The following is a 15,742-nucleotide window of genomic DNA, read 5'->3' on the forward strand; positions in this document are numbered from 1 at the left end:
ACGACGCGCACAGATGTGTTCCCTACGATGGCGCGGTGACCAGTACCGCGTCAGAAGCCCAGCAGAGCCGGGCCCCGGGGGAACAGCTACCGTCGTGGCAGCGACGGCTGCGCCGATTCGGCTACGCGCCCCGGCCCGTCATCGGTCTGCGGGAACGGCTCGTGCCGCCGTACAGCAGGCCCGGCACCCAGATCTGGCACGTGCTCGGCGTGCCGCCCGTACTCGCCGGACACCTGCTGCGGTGGGCCGCGTGGGGCGGGCCGCTGCTGGTGGCGCTCGTCGCCGGGCTGCTGCGGTTCTGGAACCTGGGCAGCCCCAAGGCGGTGATATTCGACGAGACGTACTACGCCAAGGACGCCTGGGCGCTCATTCACCAGGGGTACGAGGGACAGTGGCCGAAGGACATCGACAAGTCGATCCTCGCCGATCCGTCGTCGGTCACGGTCCCGGCCGACCCCGGCTATGTGGTGCATCCGCCGGTCGGCAAGTGGGTCATCGGTGCCGGCGAACAGCTTTTCGGGTTCACGCCCTTCGGCTGGCGCTTCATGGTGTGCGTACTCGGCACGCTGTCGGTCCTGATGCTGTGCCGGATCGGACGCCGCCTCTTCCGCTCGACGTTCCTGGGGTGCCTGGCGGGCGCGCTGCTCGCGGTGGACGGCCTGCACTTCGTGATGAGCCGCACGGCGCTGCTCGACCAGGTGCTGATGTTCTTCGTGCTCGGCGCGTTCGGCTGTCTGCTGATCGACCGGGACTGGGCGCGGCGCAGGCTGGCGGCGGCGCTCCCGTCGGACGGCGAGGGCGTACTGCGCCCGGACTCCGAAGTCGCGGAGCGGCTGCGGCTCGGCCGGCGGCCGTGGCGGATCGCGGCGGGCGTGTGCCTCGGCCTGGCGTTCGGGACCAAATGGAACGGCCTGTACATCCTGGCGGCGTTCGGCCTGATGACGGTGGTGTGGGACGTGGGCGCGCGCCGGACGGCGGGCGCGGTGCGGCCGTACGCCGCGGTACTGAAGCGGGACGTCGCGCCGGCGTTCGTGGCAACGGTCGTGGTCACCGTCGTGACGTACGTCGTCTCCTGGACGGGCTGGATCGTCACGAAGGAGGGCTACTACCGGAACTGGGCCCGGGGTGACGGCAAGGGCGGCAACTGGACGTGGCTGCCCGACTGGCTGCGCAGCCTGTGGCACTACGAGACCGAGGTCTACAACTTCCACATCAACCTGACGTCCGGTCACACCTACCAGTCGAACCCGTGGAGCTGGATCGTCCTGGGCCGCCCGGTGTCGTACTTCTACGAGTCGCCGAAGCCCGGCCACGAGGGCTGCCCGGCGAGCGAGACGAACGACTGCGCCCAGGAGGTGCTGGCGCTCGGCACCCCGCTGCTGTGGTGGGCGGCGTGCTTCGCGGTCGTGTACGTGCTGTGGCGCTGGGCGTTTCGGCGCGACTGGCGGGCGGGGGCGATCGCCTGCGGGATCGCGGCGGGCTGGGTGCCCTGGTTCTTCTACCAGGAGCGGACGATCTTCCTCTTCTACGCCGTCGTGTTCCTGCCGTTCCTGTGCCTGGCGGTGGCCATGATGATCGGCGCGATGCTGGGGCCACCGGGCGCGCACGAGCGGCGGCGGGTGGCGGGGGCGGTGGGCGCGGGAGTGCTCGTACTGCTCATCGCCTGGAACTTCATCTACTTCTGGCCCATCTACACCGGCCAGACCCTCCCGATAGACGAGTGGCGCGACCGCATCTGGCTCGACACCTGGGTGTGACGAACCGGCGTCCGTCCCGGTCCTGTAACAGTCACCTCAGGTGCCCCTACCGTCCCGTACAGTGCGGTAAGACCTCTTGAACACGTTCAGTTCAGCGGGGACTCCTGGGGAGGGGACTGCACAGCATGCGCAGCGGAGCGAAAGTCGTCGTGGTCGGCGGAGTGTTCCTGGCCATGGCCGCAGGGGTGAGCTACGGGGCGTACTCCGTGGTGAGCGGCGAGAGCGGCGGTCCGGACGCCGAGACTCTCGCGGCGCCGAAGAAGTCGGGTCCGCCGAGCGCGGACGAGGTCGGACAGACCGCGAAGGACTTCCTCGCCGCCTGGGCGAAGGGCGACGCCCGGCTGGCCGCCGATCTGACCAACAACGCCGCCGAGGCGCAGCCCGCGCTGTTCGCCTACCGCGACGAGGCGCGCATCAGCGAGGTGAAGCTGACGCCGGGCACGGCGGTGGGTGCGAAGGTGCCGTTCACCGCCGACGCGACGGTGACGTACAAGGGCCGGAGCAAGCCCTTCTCGTACGCGTCGGAGCTGACCGTCGTGCGCGGCCTGACCTCGGGCAAGGCGCTGGTCGACTGGAAGCCGTCGGTCGTCCATCCCGACCTGCGGGAGGGCGAGGTACTGAGAGCGGGCGAGGCCTCGGCCCCGCCCGTCAAGGCCGTCGACCGCGACGGCACCGAGCTGACGAAGGAGAAGTACCCGTCGCTCGGGCCCGTCCTGGACGCGCTGCGCGAGAAGTACGGCGACCACGCGGGCGGGAAACCCGGCGTCGAGCTGGCGATCGAGAGCAGCGGCGGTGCCGCCCCGCGCACCCTGCTCACCCTCACCAAGGGCAAGCCGGGCAAGCTGCCGACGACGCTGGACGCGGGCGTGCAGGCGGCGGCCGAGACGGCGGTCAAGCAGCACAGCGAGGCGTCGGTCGCGGCGGTCAAGCCGAGTACGGGCGAGATCCTGGCCATCGCCAACAACCGCTCCGACAGCTTCAACGCGGCGGTCCAGGGCAAGCAGGCACCGGGCTCGACGATGAAGATCGTGACGGCGGCGATGCTGATAGAGAAGGGCCTGACGGGCGCGAACCAGAAGGTGGAGTGCCCGAAGACCGCGATGTACCAGGGCAACACCTTCAGGAATCTGGACGGCTTCGACATCCCGGACGGCACCTTCGCCACCAGCTTCGCCCGGTCCTGCAACACCGCCTTCATCAAGCTGATCGACGACGCCAAGGACGACGCGGCGCTCCCCAAGACCGCGCGTGAGGTCTTCGGTCTCGGCCTCGACAACTGGCAGACCGGGATCGCCACCGCCGACGGTTCCGTGCCCGAGGCGACCGGCGGCGAGGCGGCGGCCCAGTACATCGGGCAGGGCACGATCCAGATGAACGCCCTCAACATGGCGTCGGTCACCGCCACCGCCAAGGCCGGTACGTTCCGGCAGCCGATCATCGTGCCACGGTCGCTGGACCACCGGGAGGTGGCCGTCGCGTCCCGCTCCATGTCTCCCTCCGTGCACAGCCAGCTGGTCGGCATGATGCGCCAGACGGCGATGGCCTCCTGGGGCACGGGCACGAAGGCGATGGCCTCGGTCGGCGGCGACAAGGGCGCGAAGACCGGTTCGGCGGAGGTCGACGGGCAGGGCAAGTCCAACAGCTGGTTCGCCGGGTTCAGCGACGACGTGGCGGCGGCGGCGTCCGTCGAGTCGGGCGGCCACGGCGGCGACGCGGCGGGCCCGTTGGTGGCGTCGGTGCTGCGCGCCGGCTGACGGACGGCGGCACCACCGGTTCACCTGGCCCGCAGACCGCCGTACCCCTCAAAACGTGTCGTCCGCGTCAGCCGGTCACAGAGCGGAACGCACCGCCCGGACCAGCGCCTGGGCGCGCGGGTCGGCGGTGACTCCCTTCTGGAGCCCGTTGGTTACGTATCCGAAGGCGATCCCCGACTCGGGATCGGCGAACCCGAGGGAGCCGCCGCGCCCCGGATGCCCGAACGAGCCGGGGGCGAGCAGCGGCGCGCCGGAGCCGTGCAGCATGAAGCCGAGCCCGAAGCGGGTGTTGACGATCAGGACCCGGTCCGGGCCCGAGGATTCCTCGGTGCGCGCCAGCGTGAGCGTCGCCGGGGCGAACAGCCGGAGCCCGTCCACCTCGCCGATCATCGCGGCGTAACACCGCGCCAGCGCCCGCGCGGTGGAGATCCCGCCCGACGCGGGGAGTTCGGCTGCCCGGTACGCCGGGGCGTTCTCGTCCGCGAGCGGATCGATCGCCCCGAACGCGCGCCGGGTGAGCGACTGGGGGTCCGCGTACGCCTCGCTCACGCTCCGCTTGGGCCGCAGCCGCAGCGCCCCGCCGTCCAGGGGCGGCGCCTCGACGGGTCCGGCCCGGCCCACGCGGTGCGCCTCGTCCGCCGGCAGCCCGACCCAGAAGTCGAGCCCCAGCGGCCGGGCTATCTCCTCGGCGATCCAGCGTCCGACGGTTCGCCCCGTCACGCGCTTCACGAGCTCACCGATCAGCCAGCTGTACGTCTGCGCGTGATAGCCGTGGTCGGTGCCGGGCTCCCAGGCGGGCGCCTGGGCGGCGACGGCGCGCGGGCCGCTGACGCCGTCGATCGCCTCGGCGGGCGTCAACGGGCGGTCGAGCACCGGCACTCCCGCCCGGTGGGACAGCAGATGCCGTACGAGCACACGCTCCTTGCCGTTCGCCTTGAACTCCGGCCAGTACGTGGCCACGGGGGCGTCCAGGTCGATCTGCCCGCGCTGATGGAGCAGCAGGGGCACCGCCGCCGCGATCCCCTTGGTGGCGGACCGTACGACTTGCGCGGTGTCGACCGCCCACGGCTCCGCGCCGTCCACGTCGCGGGTCCCGGCCCACAGGTCGACGACCTTGCGGCCGTGCCGGTAGACGGCGACGGCGGCGCCGCGCTCGCCGCGTTGCCCGAAGTTGCGTACGAACGCGTCCTTGACCGGTTCGAATCCGGCAGCCACCGTGCCCTGTGCATCCACTACTGCGCTCGCGCTCATGCCCCCATGGTGACAATGGCCCCGGCGGACGGGGTACGCACCCCCTGCCGCCGCCCGCCCCCCTACACCTCCACCCGCACCGAAGCCGGGTCAAACCCGAACGGCAGCTCCAGCCGGTGCTCCCGCATCACCGCCTCGTCCGACAGCAGCTCCTGCGTCCGCCCGTCCGCCACGATCACTCCGCCACTGAGGATCACCGAACGCGGGCACAGCTCAAGGGCGTACGGAAGGTCGTGCGTGACCATCAGCACTGTCACGTCCAACGACCGCAGGATGTCCGCCAGTTCGCGCCGGGACGCCGGGTCCAGGTTGGACGACGGCTCGTCCAGCACCAGGATCTCCGGCTCCATCGCCAGTACGGTCGCGACCGCCACCCGGCGCCGCTGCCCGAACGACAGGTGGTGCGGCGGCCGGTCGGCGTACCGCGCCATGCCCACCCGCTCCAGCGCCGCCGTCACACACGCCTCCAGCTCCGCGCCGCGCATCCCGGCCGCCGCGGGGCCGAAGGCCACGTCCTCGCGGACCGTCGGCATGAACAACTGGTCGTCGGGGTCCTGGAAGACGATGCCGACCCGGCGCCGGATCTCGGCGAGGTGCCGCTTCCCGACCGGCAGCCCCGCCACGGTCACGGAACCCGCGCCGGCCGTGAGGATGCCGTTGAGGTGCAGTACGAGCGTGGTCTTGCCCGCGCCGTTCGGGCCGAGCAGCGCGACCCGCTCGCCGCGCGCGACGTTCAGGTCGACGCCGAAGAGCGCCTGGTGGCCGTCCGGATAGGCGTACGCGAGGCCGCTCACCTCAAGAGACATGGTCATGGGGGTCATAGGTTCCATCCCAGCAGACAGACGGCCAGCGCGGACACCGGGAGCGCCGCAGCGTACGACCACTGCGCCCGCGTCGCGGTCACTTCGTCGATCACCGGCATGGTGCCGGTGTACCCCCTGCTGACCATGGCCAGATGCACCCGCTCGCCTCTCTCGTACGAGCGGATGAAGAGCGCACCCGCCGTCTTGCCGAGCACGCCCCAGTGCCGCACGCCCCGCGCCTCGAATCCGCGCGAGCGCCGCGCGATCGACATCCGGCGCATCTCGTCCGTGATCACATCGCCGTAGCGGATCATGAACGACGCGATCTGCACGAGCAGCGGCGGCAGCTTCAGCCGCTGGAGCCCCAGCAGCAGAGACCGCAGCTCCGTCGTGGACGCGAGCAGCACGGACGCGGCGACGCCGAGCGTGCCCTTGGCCAGGACGTTCCACGCGCCCCACAGGCCCGAGACGCTCAGCGACATGCCGAGCACCTCCACCCGCTCCCCCTGGGCCACGAACGGCATCAGGACGGCGAACGCCACGAACGGCACCTCGATGAGCAGCCGCTTGAGCAGGTACCCGGTCGGCACGCGCGCGGCGTACGCGACCCCGCCGAGCAGTGCGGCGTACAGCGCGAACGCCCACATCGCCTCGCGCGGCGTGGAGACGACGACGAGCACGAAGCAGAAGACGGCGGCGAGCTTGCAGTGCGGCGGCAGGGCGTGCACCACGCTGTGCCCGTGGCGGTAGAGCTTGTGTGCGTGCCCCGCGCCCATGTCAGGCCGTTTCCTTTGCCCCGGTACGGGCCGACGTGGCCACGACCGCCGGCTGCTGCTGCCCGCGCCGGCGCCGCACCGTCAAGAAGACACCGCTGCCGACGAGGACGGTCGCGCCGACGCCTACGACGCCCGCGAGGCCGCCGGAGATCCGGCCGTCGCTGATGCCGCTGATGCTGTAGTCGGCGAGCGGGGAGTCCGCGGCGGCGTGGTCCTCGGCCTTCTTGTCGATGCCCTGGTCGGCGGCGAACTTCTCCAGACCGTCGGGGCTGGCGGAGGCGTAGAAGGAGACAAACCCCGCCAGGACGAGGGCGGCGGCCAGCCCCGCCCCCCACACCTTGCGGGTGGAGCGGGCGGCGGCCGGAGCCGGGGCCTGCGCGGGAGCCGCGTCCACCAGCTCACCGCCCACCAGCAGCTTGAGCGGCGCGGAGAGCCCGCGCGCGCCGTGCACCAGGTCGGGGCGTACGGCGATGACGGCGCCCACGGTCAGCGCGGTGATCGCGGCCTCGCCGATGCCGATGAGGACGTGTACGCCGACCATGGCGGTCAGCACCTTCCCGATCGGCACGTCCGTAGTGCCTCCGACGGCGTAGATCAGCGTGAAGGCGGCGGCCGCGGCGGGGACGGACACCAGGGCGGCGACGAACGCGGAGGCGGTGACCGACGAGCGGCGGCGCGGAAGCACCTTCACGAGTCCACGGAAGAGCGCATAGGCGACGACGACCGTCACCACGCCCATGACGGTGATGTTGACGCCGAGCGCGGTGAGCCCGCCGTCCGCGAAGAGGATGCCCTGCATCAGCAGCACGACGGAGATACACAGCACACCGGTGAACGGGCCGACGAGTATCGCGGCGAGCGCGCCCCCGAGCAGATGCCCGCTGGTGCCGGCCGCGACGGGGAAGTTGAGCATCTGTACGGCGAAGATGAACGCGGCGACGAGCCCGGCGAGCGGGGCCGTTCGCTCGTCCAGTTCACGGCGTGCGCCGCGCAGGCTGACGGCGACGGCGCCCACCGCTGCGACACCCGCCACAGCCGAGACAGGTGTGTTGATGAATCCGTCGGGGACATGCATGGGGAGGCTCCGCTTCCTGCGGTGTGATTAACCGTTCGATGATTGCCCTCTTGCAAAGAGGTCGCAAGAGCGCACAGGTCACGAATAGAGCGGAACGCGCGCCCCAAAATATGGGACATTAGAGGTCAAAAGCCCCCGAACCTGAGGAGCAGCCCGATGCATCCAGTAATTGAGGACCACGCACGGGCCTGCCTCGTCACGGACGGACCCCAGCGCCACGCCGTCCCCGTCGCCCTCCGCTACGACCCGGAGGAGGACCCGCGCGCGGTGCGCCTGACCTTCCCGCCGGACGTCTCGCCCGACGGCGCGGAGAACGAATGGGTCTTCACCCGGGCCCTGCTGGAGGCGGGCATGACCCGTCCGGCCGAAACCGAGAGCGGTGATGTACGGGTGTGGCCGTGCGGCAGGGTGCAGGCCGTGATGGAACTGCGTTCGGAACAGGGCATGGCCGTGATCCAGTTCGACCGGAAGCCGCTGCTCCGCTTCCTGCGCCGTACGCACGCGGCCGAGGAGCCCGTCACCCCTGAGGTCACCCACTGAAACGGTGAGGTCCCCCCAGCCTTTTCGGCCGGGGGGACCTCACCGCCGCACCGGAACCCGTCCCCACGAGCCGGTGCGCGACCGGGACCGCCCTCCGCTCAAGGAGCGGCCCCGGAGTTCATTCCGCGACGTACCCAGCGCCTACGCCCGTACCAGCTCCCGCTCCCCCTCGTCGGCACCGTCACCCAGCGCCTTGCGCAGCTGCTCGCCCTCGACGTCCACATTCGGCAGCGCCTTGTCCAGCCGGCGCGGCAGCCACCACGCCTTCTTGCCGAGCAGCGCCAGCACGGCGGGCACGATGGCCATCCGTACGACGAAGGCATCGAAGAACACGGCGATCGCCAGCCCGAAACCGATCATCTTGACCATCGACTCGCTGGACCCGATGAACCCGGCGAAGACGGCCATCATGATCACGGCCGCCGCGGTGACGACGCGCGCGCCGTGCTGGAAGCCGGTGACGATGGCCTGCCCCGGCCGCTCCCCGTGGACGTACGCCTCACGCATGCGCGTGACGAGGAAGACCTCGTAGTCCATGGCGAGACCGAACACGACGCCCACCATGAAGATCGGCATCATCGACATCACGGGCCCGGTCTGCTCAACACCCATCACGTCCGCCAGCCAGCCCCACTGGAAGACCGCGACCACCGCGCCGAGCGCCGCCACCACGGACAGCAGGAACCCGAGCGCCGCCTTGAGCGGGACGAGAACCGAACGGAAGACCAGCATCAGCAGCAGAAACGCCAGACCGACGACGAGCGCGAGGTAGGGCAGCAGCGCGTCGTTCATCTTCTGCGAGAAGTCGATGTTCATGGCCGTGGCCCCGGTGACCAGCACCTGGGCGCCGGTCTCCTCCTCGACCCCCGCACCGGCCCCGCGGATGGAGCGTACGAGATCCTCGGTCCCCTGCGAGCTGGGCCGGTCCTTGGGCACGACCGTGATGACCGACGTGTCACCGGCCTTGTTCAGCGGCCCCGGCACAGTGGCGGCGACGCCGTCCATGCCCTTCACGAGGTCGGTGACCCGCCCGACCGCGTCCTGCGGCCGCTCGGCTCCCTCAACGTCGACCACGAGCATCAAGGGCCCGTTGAAACCGGGCCCGAACCCTTCCGACAGAAGGTCGTACGCCTTGCGCTGAGTGGTACTGACCGGCTGCGACCCGTCGTCGGGCAGCCCCATCTCCAGCGAGGCGGCGGGTACGGCGACCACGCCCAGCCCCACGACGGCGGTGACCAGCACGGCAACCGGCCGGCGCAGCACGAACCGGGCCCACCGCGTCCCCATATTGGCCTTACTCTCAGCAACACCACCCCCCTGCCGCTTCCGCTCCTTACGCCCGAAGACGTTCCTGCCGGCGAACCCGAGCAGCGCCGGAACCAGCGTGAGCGCGATGAGAACAGCAATCACGACCGTCCCGGCCGCGGCGAAGCCCATCTTCGTCAGCATGGGTATGTTGACAACGGCGAGCCCCACCAGCGCGATCACGACGGTCAGTCCGGCGAACACCACGGCGGACCCAGCGGTCCCGACGGCCCGCCCGGCGGCGTCCTCGGGCTCACGCCCCTCGGCCAGCTCGGCGCGATAACGCGAAACGATGAACAGCGCGTAGTCGATGCCGACCGCGAGGCCGATCATCATCGCGAGCGTCGAGGTGGTAGATCCAAGATCGAGAACACGGGCGAGCGCGGTAATGGTGGAGACACCAATACCCACACCGATGATCGCGGTGAGCAGCGGCAGCCCGGCGGCGACCAGCGACCCGAAGGTGATCACCAGCACGATCGCGGCGACCACGACGCCGACGATCTCCCCCGCCCCGGTCTCGGGCACGGCCTGCAGAGCGTCACCGCCGATCTCGACGGTCAGCCCGGCGTCCCGCGCCTCGTCGCCGGCTTCGACCAGGGCCTCCCGCGCCGCCTCGGTGAGCTCCATGCCGCTGACCTTGTACGAGACCTGGGTGTAGGCGGTCGTACCGTCACGGCTCACCGCCTTGCCCGCGTACGGATCGACGACCGAGGCGATCTGATCGGCACCGGCCCCCGACTTCAGGCCGGCCACGACGTTCGCCACCTCCGCCCGGTGGCCGGCGTCGGTCATCCGCTCCCCCGCGGGAGCCTTGAACACCACGCGGGCGGTGGCACCGTCCGCGGCGGCACCGGGAACGCGCTCGTCCAGCAGATCGAATGCCTTCTGAGCCTCGGTCCCCGGTATCGAGAACGAACTGGAGGTAGCGGTGGACGCCGAAGCGGCGCCGACACCGGCCAGCACCAGCAGCATTATCCAGGCGAGGGCGACGAAGGGGCGGCGGCGGAAGGCGAACCGGCCCATCTTGTAAAGGAATGTGGCCACGAGGGCGTACTCCCGGTCAGGTCGTTGGTACGTACAGGGCATGGGTGTGACCAGCCCGACGACGAGAGCGGTACGCGTCAGGTGGAGCTTTGCTGCGGGGACGAACGCCGGGTGGGGACTCCACGGCGCCGCGATGGCACTACACGTCAGGCGGCACCCAGGGCGGGCAGCACCACGGCATCGATGTAGTCGGAGAGGAAGGCCCGGTCGGGCGACCGGCCCTCGATGAGTTCCCGGGCGACGAAGGCGCCGACCAGCATGTGCGGGACGTACCGCAGGGCGGCGGTCTCGGCGGGGATCTCCCCCCGGTCGACAGCACGCCGCAGCATGCCGTCCAGCCCGGTGAGCTCGGGCGCGATGAGCTGCTCCCGCAGCGCCTGGTGGAGATCGGGGTTCTCGTGCACGGCCTGGGCGAGACCCCGCATCAGCGCGGAGTCCCTCTCCAGCCGGCAGTCGTCGGTCCGCTCCACCAGGGCACGGAAGTCACCCCTCAGCGTGCCGGTGTCGATGTCACCGACGCTGACGGGCTTGTTGTGGCGCAGCGCCCTCACGACGAGTTCGGGCTTGCTTCCCCACTGGCGGTAGAGGGTGGCCTTGCTGGACCGGGTGCGGGACGCGATGGCGTCCATGGTGAGGCCGTCGTAACCGCCCTCACGCAGCATGTCCAGCACGGCGTCGTACAACTCGCCTTCACGCTCAGCCGTGAGCCGCGTACGCGCCATTGCAACCCTCCAACTGAACGAAACCGTTTCGTACGCCCCCACGGTACGCCCCCACCCACCGAAACGAAACCGTTTCGATGGTGTCCTGCGCCACAAGTTGCCGCGCCCCCTCGCCGGGGAAAGCATTGTGGGGTGAGCGACGCACCCGGACCCACCGGCCCACAAGACCCCACCCCCGCCCACCAGCCAACGGTGCCGGGAGGGGACACCCCGGCCCGCTCCCCCCACACCCCCGCCGCACAAGCCACGGTGCCGGGCGGGGACGTGTCGGGGCGCTCCCCGCAGGGCGTTGAACGCAACCACCGCCAACGATCCAACGCAGTACCCGAACGTTCGACGCCCGAGGAGACGCCCCGGCGCGGCACCGCCCCCGAAGCCACCGCGCACGCGACCCCCGGCCACACCTCCGCGTACCTCCGCTTCCCGCACCTCCACGGCGACCTCCTCTGCTTCGCAGCGGAGGACGACCTCTGGCTCGCCCCCATCGTCCCCGCCGGCAAGCAGCCGGACCGCGCCTGGCGCATCACCGTCGACCGTACGAAGGTCTCCCACCCCCGCTTTTCCCCCGACGGCCGCCACATCGCGTTCACGACCTGGCGCAGCCTGGACCCCGAGGTCCACCTCACCCCGGTGGACGGCGGCCCCGCCCGCAGGCTCAGCCACTGGGGCTCGCTGGACACCCGCGTCTGCGGCTGGACCCCCGAATCCCCCGACCACCCCCCGCACATCCTCGCCGTCGCCTCGCACGGCCAGCCGTTCTCGCACTTCTCCTGGGCGTACACCCTCCCCACCGACGGCAGCCCCGGCGCGAAGCTGCCCTGGGGCCCGGTCTCCGACATCGCGGTCGCGGACATCGAGGGCGAGCGCCGTACGCTCCTGCTCACCGGAAAGCCCCCGCACGAGCCCGCCGCGTGGAAGCGCTACCGAGGCGGCGCCACAGGCCGCCTGTGGCTGCACGGCAAGCAGTTGCTTCCCGACCTCAACGGCCACCTCGACTGCGCCATGTTCATAAACGGACGCATCGCGTTCCTCTCCGACCACGAGGGCGTGGGCAACCTCTACTCCTGCGCGTACGACGGCACCGACCTCCGCCGCCACACCGACCACGACGCGTTCTACGCCCGGCACGCCTCCAGTGACGGCACCCGCGTGGTCTACCAGTGCGCGGGCGACCTGTGGCTGGTGGACGACCTGTCTCCCGAGGCGAAGCCGCGCCGCCTGGACGTCCGCGTCGGCGGCCCCCGCGCCGGCCGGCGCAAGTACCACGTCCCGGCGGCCACCAACGTGGACGGCCTGTCCGTGGACACGACCGGACGCGCCAGCGCCGTGGTCGTCCGGGGCAGCCTGTACTGGCTGACTCACCGCGACGGCCCGGCCCGCACGATCACGGACATTCCCGGCGTACGGGCCCGCCTGCCCCAGATGCTCGGCGGCGGCGGCCAGGTTGCGTACATCACGGACGCGGAGGGCGAGGACGCGATCGAGATCGCGTACCTGCCGCGCGCGAGCGGCGACCGCGAGCGGCGCCGACTTGCGTCCGGGCAACTCGGGCGCGTACACGAGATGGTGTCGGACCCGGAGGGCGAACGCCTGGCGATCGCCTCACACGACGGCCGCCTGCTCCTGGTGGACACCGTGCAAGAACCCACAGCAGCCGAGCCGAGCACGGGCGTAACGGAACCAGGGGCAACCCAACCCAACACCGGCGTAACGGACCCAGAGGCAACCCAACCCAACACCGGCGTCACCGGCGTAACGGAACTGACCCGCTCCACAAACGGCCCGGTCCGCGACCTCGCCTTCTCCCCGGACGGCGCCTGGCTGACCTGGTCCCACCCCGGCATCGGCCGCTCCCTGCGCCAGATCAAACTGGCGAAGATCAAGACGAAGCAAATCATCGAGGTCACGAACGGCCGCTTCGAGGACGAGAACCCGGTCTTCACGAGCGACGGCCGCTACCTGGCCTTCCTCTCCTGGCGCGGCTTCGACCCGGTGTACGACGTCCACACCGGCGACCTGTCGTTCCCCCTGGGCTGCCGCCCCTACCTGGTCCCACTCTCCTCGGCGACGCCGTCCCCCTTCGCCCTGTCCGCGGAAGGCCGCCCGGCGGCGGGCGGCCTCGACCCGGTGGAGGGCGAGGAGGCCGAGAGCGCCGACGGCATGACGGTGCTGGTGGAGGTCGAGGGCCTGCCGAACCGGGTGACGCCGTTCCCGGTGTCCGCCTCCAAGTACTCGGGACTACAACCCGTCTCCGGCGGCGGCCTCGTCTGGCTGCGCTGGCCGATCTCGGGCGCGCTGGGCGAGACGTTCGCGAACCCGGCGGACATGTCGGGCCGCCCCACCCTCGAACACTTCAACCTCACCAAGGCGCGCAAGACGGAACTTGTCGACCATCTGGACTGGTTCGCGGTGAGCGGCGACGGTACGCGCCTGGTGGTGATGGACGAGGGCGAACTGCGCGCCGTACCCGCAACCGAGACCGGCGACAGCGACTCGACGGTCTACCTGGACCTGCGCCGCATCCTGCACCAGGTCGACCCGGAGGCGCAGTGGCGGCAGGCGTACGCGGAAGCGGGCCGCATCGTACGGGCGTACTTCTGGGAGCCGCACATGTGCGGCATCGACTGGGACGAAATCCTCGACCAGTACCGCCCGCTCCTCGAACGCGTGGCGACCCCCGACGAGTTCGCCGACCTTCTCCGCGAGGTCCTCGGCGAGCTGGGCACGTCGCACGCGTACGTCGCCGCCGCGCGCCGCAACGAAGGACCGCCGCACTACCAGCGGGCGATGGGGCTGCTGGGCGCGAACTTCGTGTGCCGTGACGGGAAGTGGCTGGTACGCCGCATCCTCCCCGGCGAGTCGTCCGACTCCAAGGCGCGCTCGCCACTCGCCGGTACGGGCATCAGGGAGGGCGCCGTACTCACCCACGTGGACGGCCGCCCGGTGGATCCGGTGGCGGGCCCGTCCCCCCTCCTCGCGGCGGCCGGGGGCACGACGGTGGAGCTGACGTTCAAGCCGGCCGAGGGCGACGGCCCGGCGCGCCGCGTCGCGATCGTCCCGCTGATCGACGAGCGTCCGCTGCGCTACCAGGACTGGGTGGCCAAACGCCGGGAAGTGGTGCGGGAGTTGAGCGGCGGCACGTGCGGCTACCTGCACATCCCGGACATGGGGGGCTCCGGCTGGGCGCAGTTCAACCGCGACCTGCGGATGGAGGTGTCGCGCCCCGCACTGATCGTCGACGTACGGGGCAACGCGGGCGGCAACATCAGCGAACTGGTCGTCGAGAAACTCACCCGCACCATCATCGGCTGGGACCTCACGCGTGACGCGGAGCCGGTGTCGTACGCCTCGAACGGCCCGCGGGGCCCGGTGGTCGCCCTGGCCGACGAGGCGACGTCGTCGGACGGCGACATGATCACGGCGGCGTTCAAACTCCTGGGCCTGGGCCCGGTGGTGGGCCAGCGCACGTGGGGCGGCGTGGTGGGCATGACAGGACGCCACACGCTGGGCGACGGCACGGTGATCACGGTGCCGATGAACGCGGCGTGGTTCGACGCGTACGGCTGGTCGGTGGAGAACCACGGCGTGGAACCGGACATCGCCATACTGCGCACACCACTCGACTGGGCGGAGGGCCGCCACGCCCAACTGGCCGACGCGGTCGAGGTAGCCCTGGACCTCCTGTCCACCCACCCAGCAGCAACCCCACCCACATACACAAACGTCCCCAGCAAAACCCGCCCGAACCTACCCCCGCGGCCAAGGTGACCAAAGGCAAAGGCCCCCTGCGCGGGACGGGGACGGGGCGCGGGGGAAGCTCAGGTCCCCAGTCCGTGAAGGCTGTCGGCTACCGCAAGGCGCACCACGAAGCTCCCAGCCCGTGGGGACCATCGGCCACCACAAGGTAAATGCCAAAGCCCCCGCCCGTAGGGACGGTCGGCTACCACCGGGGGGATGCCACGTCGGCACCGGCTCCGACGGCGCATCGCGCCGCGCTGAGGTGCGGCACGCCGCCGCGTCGCAGTCACCCAGCGCTGAAACCCGCCCACAACCCGCACCCACCAACGACGCCCGCCCCCACCCGCCGACGGCCACCCCACCCGCACCCACCGGCGACGCTCCGCCCGCACCGCCTGCGGCCGCCGCACCCGCACCGCCGACGGCCGGGCGCACCCGCACCCGCACCCGCACCCGCACCCGCCGACGATGCCCCCGCCACCCACCGGAAACCCGCACCTCCCGCAGCTCTCTTCCAACGGGTGGGCGGGGTGGGGCAGGGCCGGCGCGTAGCGCCGGGGTCGCATCCGGCGCGCAGCGCCGTGCACGCGGGGCGGGGCGTGGGGCGAAGCCCCGCCCCGCAGCCGGCCCGCGCAGCGGTCGGCCACCCCTACGCCACCCCACCGCCCCGCCACGCGCAAAGGGCGCACCCGGCAATGAACCGGGTGCACCCTTCCATCCGCGATCCGCGATCCGCGATCCGCAGCCGCCCCGCCATCAAGCCCGGTAGCGCTCCGGACCCTCGCCCGTGTCGTCGTCAAGCACGTCCCGGCCCTGCCCCAGGTCCCGGTCCTCGCGCGCCCTGCGCAGCCGCTCCGACGCCTCGTCCTGCGTACCGCGCGAGGACTGACCGCCCTGCTTACCCTGCTTGGCCTGCTTCGCCTGGTCCGCGAGCTCCTGCGCCTTGTCCTTGAACTGGTCCTTGATACCCATGA

At 71.2% G+C, this 15,742-nt stretch carries 11 protein-coding genes; 4 read left to right on the forward strand and 7 right to left on the reverse strand.

Annotation, left to right across the window (positions count from 1 at the left end; translation table 11 throughout):
* Positions 1-35: 35 nt before the first annotated feature.
* Together G412_RS0103800 and G412_RS0103805 are read left to right on the forward strand one after the other, a co-directional pair.
* Positions 36-1,757 carry a dolichyl-phosphate-mannose--protein mannosyltransferase gene (locus G412_RS0103800; protein WP_028810901.1) on the forward strand — a complete coding sequence of 574 codons (1,722 nt, stop codon included), beginning with the start codon at positions 36-38 and terminating at the stop codon, positions 1,755-1,757.
* Positions 1,758-1,882: 125 nt separating this feature from the next.
* Complete coding sequence (locus G412_RS0103805; RefSeq protein ID WP_028810902.1) at positions 1,883-3,511, forward strand: penicillin-binding transpeptidase domain-containing protein; 1,629 nt, start codon at positions 1,883-1,885, stop codon at positions 3,509-3,511.
* 75 nt (positions 3,512-3,586) lie between these two features.
* Here the strand turns inward: G412_RS0103805 and G412_RS0103810 are convergent, their stop codons facing one another.
* The 4 genes from G412_RS0103810 to G412_RS0103825 all read right to left on the reverse strand — a co-directional run bounded on the left by G412_RS0103810 (position 3,587) and on the right by G412_RS0103825 (position 7,416).
* Positions 3,587-4,744, reverse strand: a complete 1,158-nt coding sequence (locus G412_RS0103810; protein ID WP_028810903.1) for a serine hydrolase domain-containing protein — start codon at positions 4,742-4,744, stop codon at positions 3,587-3,589.
* 80 nt (positions 4,745-4,824) lie between these two features.
* Positions 4,825-5,574 carry an energy-coupling factor ABC transporter ATP-binding protein gene (locus G412_RS0103815; RefSeq protein WP_425274450.1) on the reverse strand — a complete coding sequence of 250 codons (750 nt, stop codon included), beginning with the start codon at positions 5,572-5,574 and terminating at the stop codon, positions 4,825-4,827.
* Between the two features lie 5 nt (positions 5,575-5,579).
* Positions 5,580-6,341, reverse strand: a complete 762-nt coding sequence (gene cbiQ / locus G412_RS0103820) for a cobalt ECF transporter T component CbiQ (protein WP_028810905.1) — start codon at positions 6,339-6,341, stop codon at positions 5,580-5,582.
* Position 6,342: 1 nt separating this feature from the next.
* Complete coding sequence (locus G412_RS0103825) at positions 6,343-7,416, reverse strand: energy-coupling factor ABC transporter permease (protein ID WP_028810906.1); 1,074 nt, start codon at positions 7,414-7,416, stop codon at positions 6,343-6,345.
* Between the two features lie 156 nt (positions 7,417-7,572).
* On the opposite strand from G412_RS0103825, the gene G412_RS0103830 reads away from it, so the two are divergent.
* Entirely contained in the window at positions 7,573-7,956 is a 384-nt protein-coding gene (locus tag G412_RS0103830; protein WP_037647593.1) for an SsgA family sporulation/cell division regulator, read from the forward strand.
* Positions 7,957-8,097: 141 nt separating this feature from the next.
* Here the strand turns inward: G412_RS0103830 and G412_RS0103835 are convergent, their stop codons facing one another.
* Both G412_RS0103835 and G412_RS0103840 read right to left on the reverse strand, forming a co-directional pair.
* Complete coding sequence (locus tag G412_RS0103835; RefSeq protein WP_028810908.1) at positions 8,098-10,308, reverse strand: MMPL family transporter; 2,211 nt, start codon at positions 10,306-10,308, stop codon at positions 8,098-8,100.
* A 146-nt stretch (positions 10,309-10,454) separates the two neighbouring features.
* On the reverse strand, positions 10,455-11,030 hold the full coding sequence (locus G412_RS0103840; protein WP_028810909.1) for a TetR/AcrR family transcriptional regulator: 576 nt from the start codon (positions 11,028-11,030) through the stop codon (positions 10,455-10,457).
* Positions 11,031-11,162: 132 nt separating this feature from the next.
* Here G412_RS0103840 and G412_RS33185 point away from each other — a divergent pair, with 132 nt between their 5' ends.
* Positions 11,163-14,798 carry a S41 family peptidase gene (locus G412_RS33185; protein WP_244282841.1) on the forward strand — a complete coding sequence of 1,212 codons (3,636 nt, stop codon included), beginning with the start codon at positions 11,163-11,165 and terminating at the stop codon, positions 14,796-14,798.
* 726 nt (positions 14,799-15,524) lie between these two features.
* Here the strand turns inward: G412_RS33185 and G412_RS0103850 are convergent.
* Positions 15,525-15,740 carry a hypothetical protein gene (locus G412_RS0103850; protein WP_028810910.1) on the reverse strand — a complete coding sequence of 72 codons (216 nt, stop codon included), beginning with the start codon at positions 15,738-15,740 and terminating at the stop codon, positions 15,525-15,527.
* Positions 15,741-15,742 lie beyond the last annotated feature (2 nt).

The organism is Streptomyces flavidovirens DSM 40150 (assembly GCF_000429085.1).
Lineage (GTDB): Bacteria > Actinomycetota > Actinomycetes > Streptomycetales > Streptomycetaceae > Streptomyces > Streptomyces flavidovirens.

Bases quoted from the DNA above. Each gene is read 5' to 3' on its own strand.
- G412_RS0103805 (WP_028810902.1), top strand. From the start codon at position 1,883: ATGCGCAGCGGAGCGAAAGTCGTCGTGGTCGGCGGAGTGTTCCTGGCC.
- cbiQ (WP_028810905.1), bottom strand. From the start codon at position 6,341: ATGGGCGCGGGGCACGCACACAAGCTCTACCGCCACGGGCACAGCGTG.
- G412_RS0103825 (WP_028810906.1), bottom strand. From the start codon at position 7,416: ATGCATGTCCCCGACGGATTCATCAACACACCTGTCTCGGCTGTGGCG.
- G412_RS0103840 (WP_028810909.1), bottom strand. From the start codon at position 11,030: ATGGCGCGTACGCGGCTCACGGCTGAGCGTGAAGGCGAGTTGTACGAC.
- G412_RS0103815 (WP_425274450.1), bottom strand. From the start codon at position 5,574: ATGACCATGTCTCTTGAGGTGAGCGGCCTCGCGTACGCCTATCCGGAC.
- G412_RS0103850 (WP_028810910.1), bottom strand. From the start codon at position 15,740: ATGGGTATCAAGGACCAGTTCAAGGACAAGGCGCAGGAGCTCGCGGAC.
- G412_RS0103830 (WP_037647593.1), top strand. From the start codon at position 7,573: ATGCATCCAGTAATTGAGGACCACGCACGGGCCTGCCTCGTCACGGAC.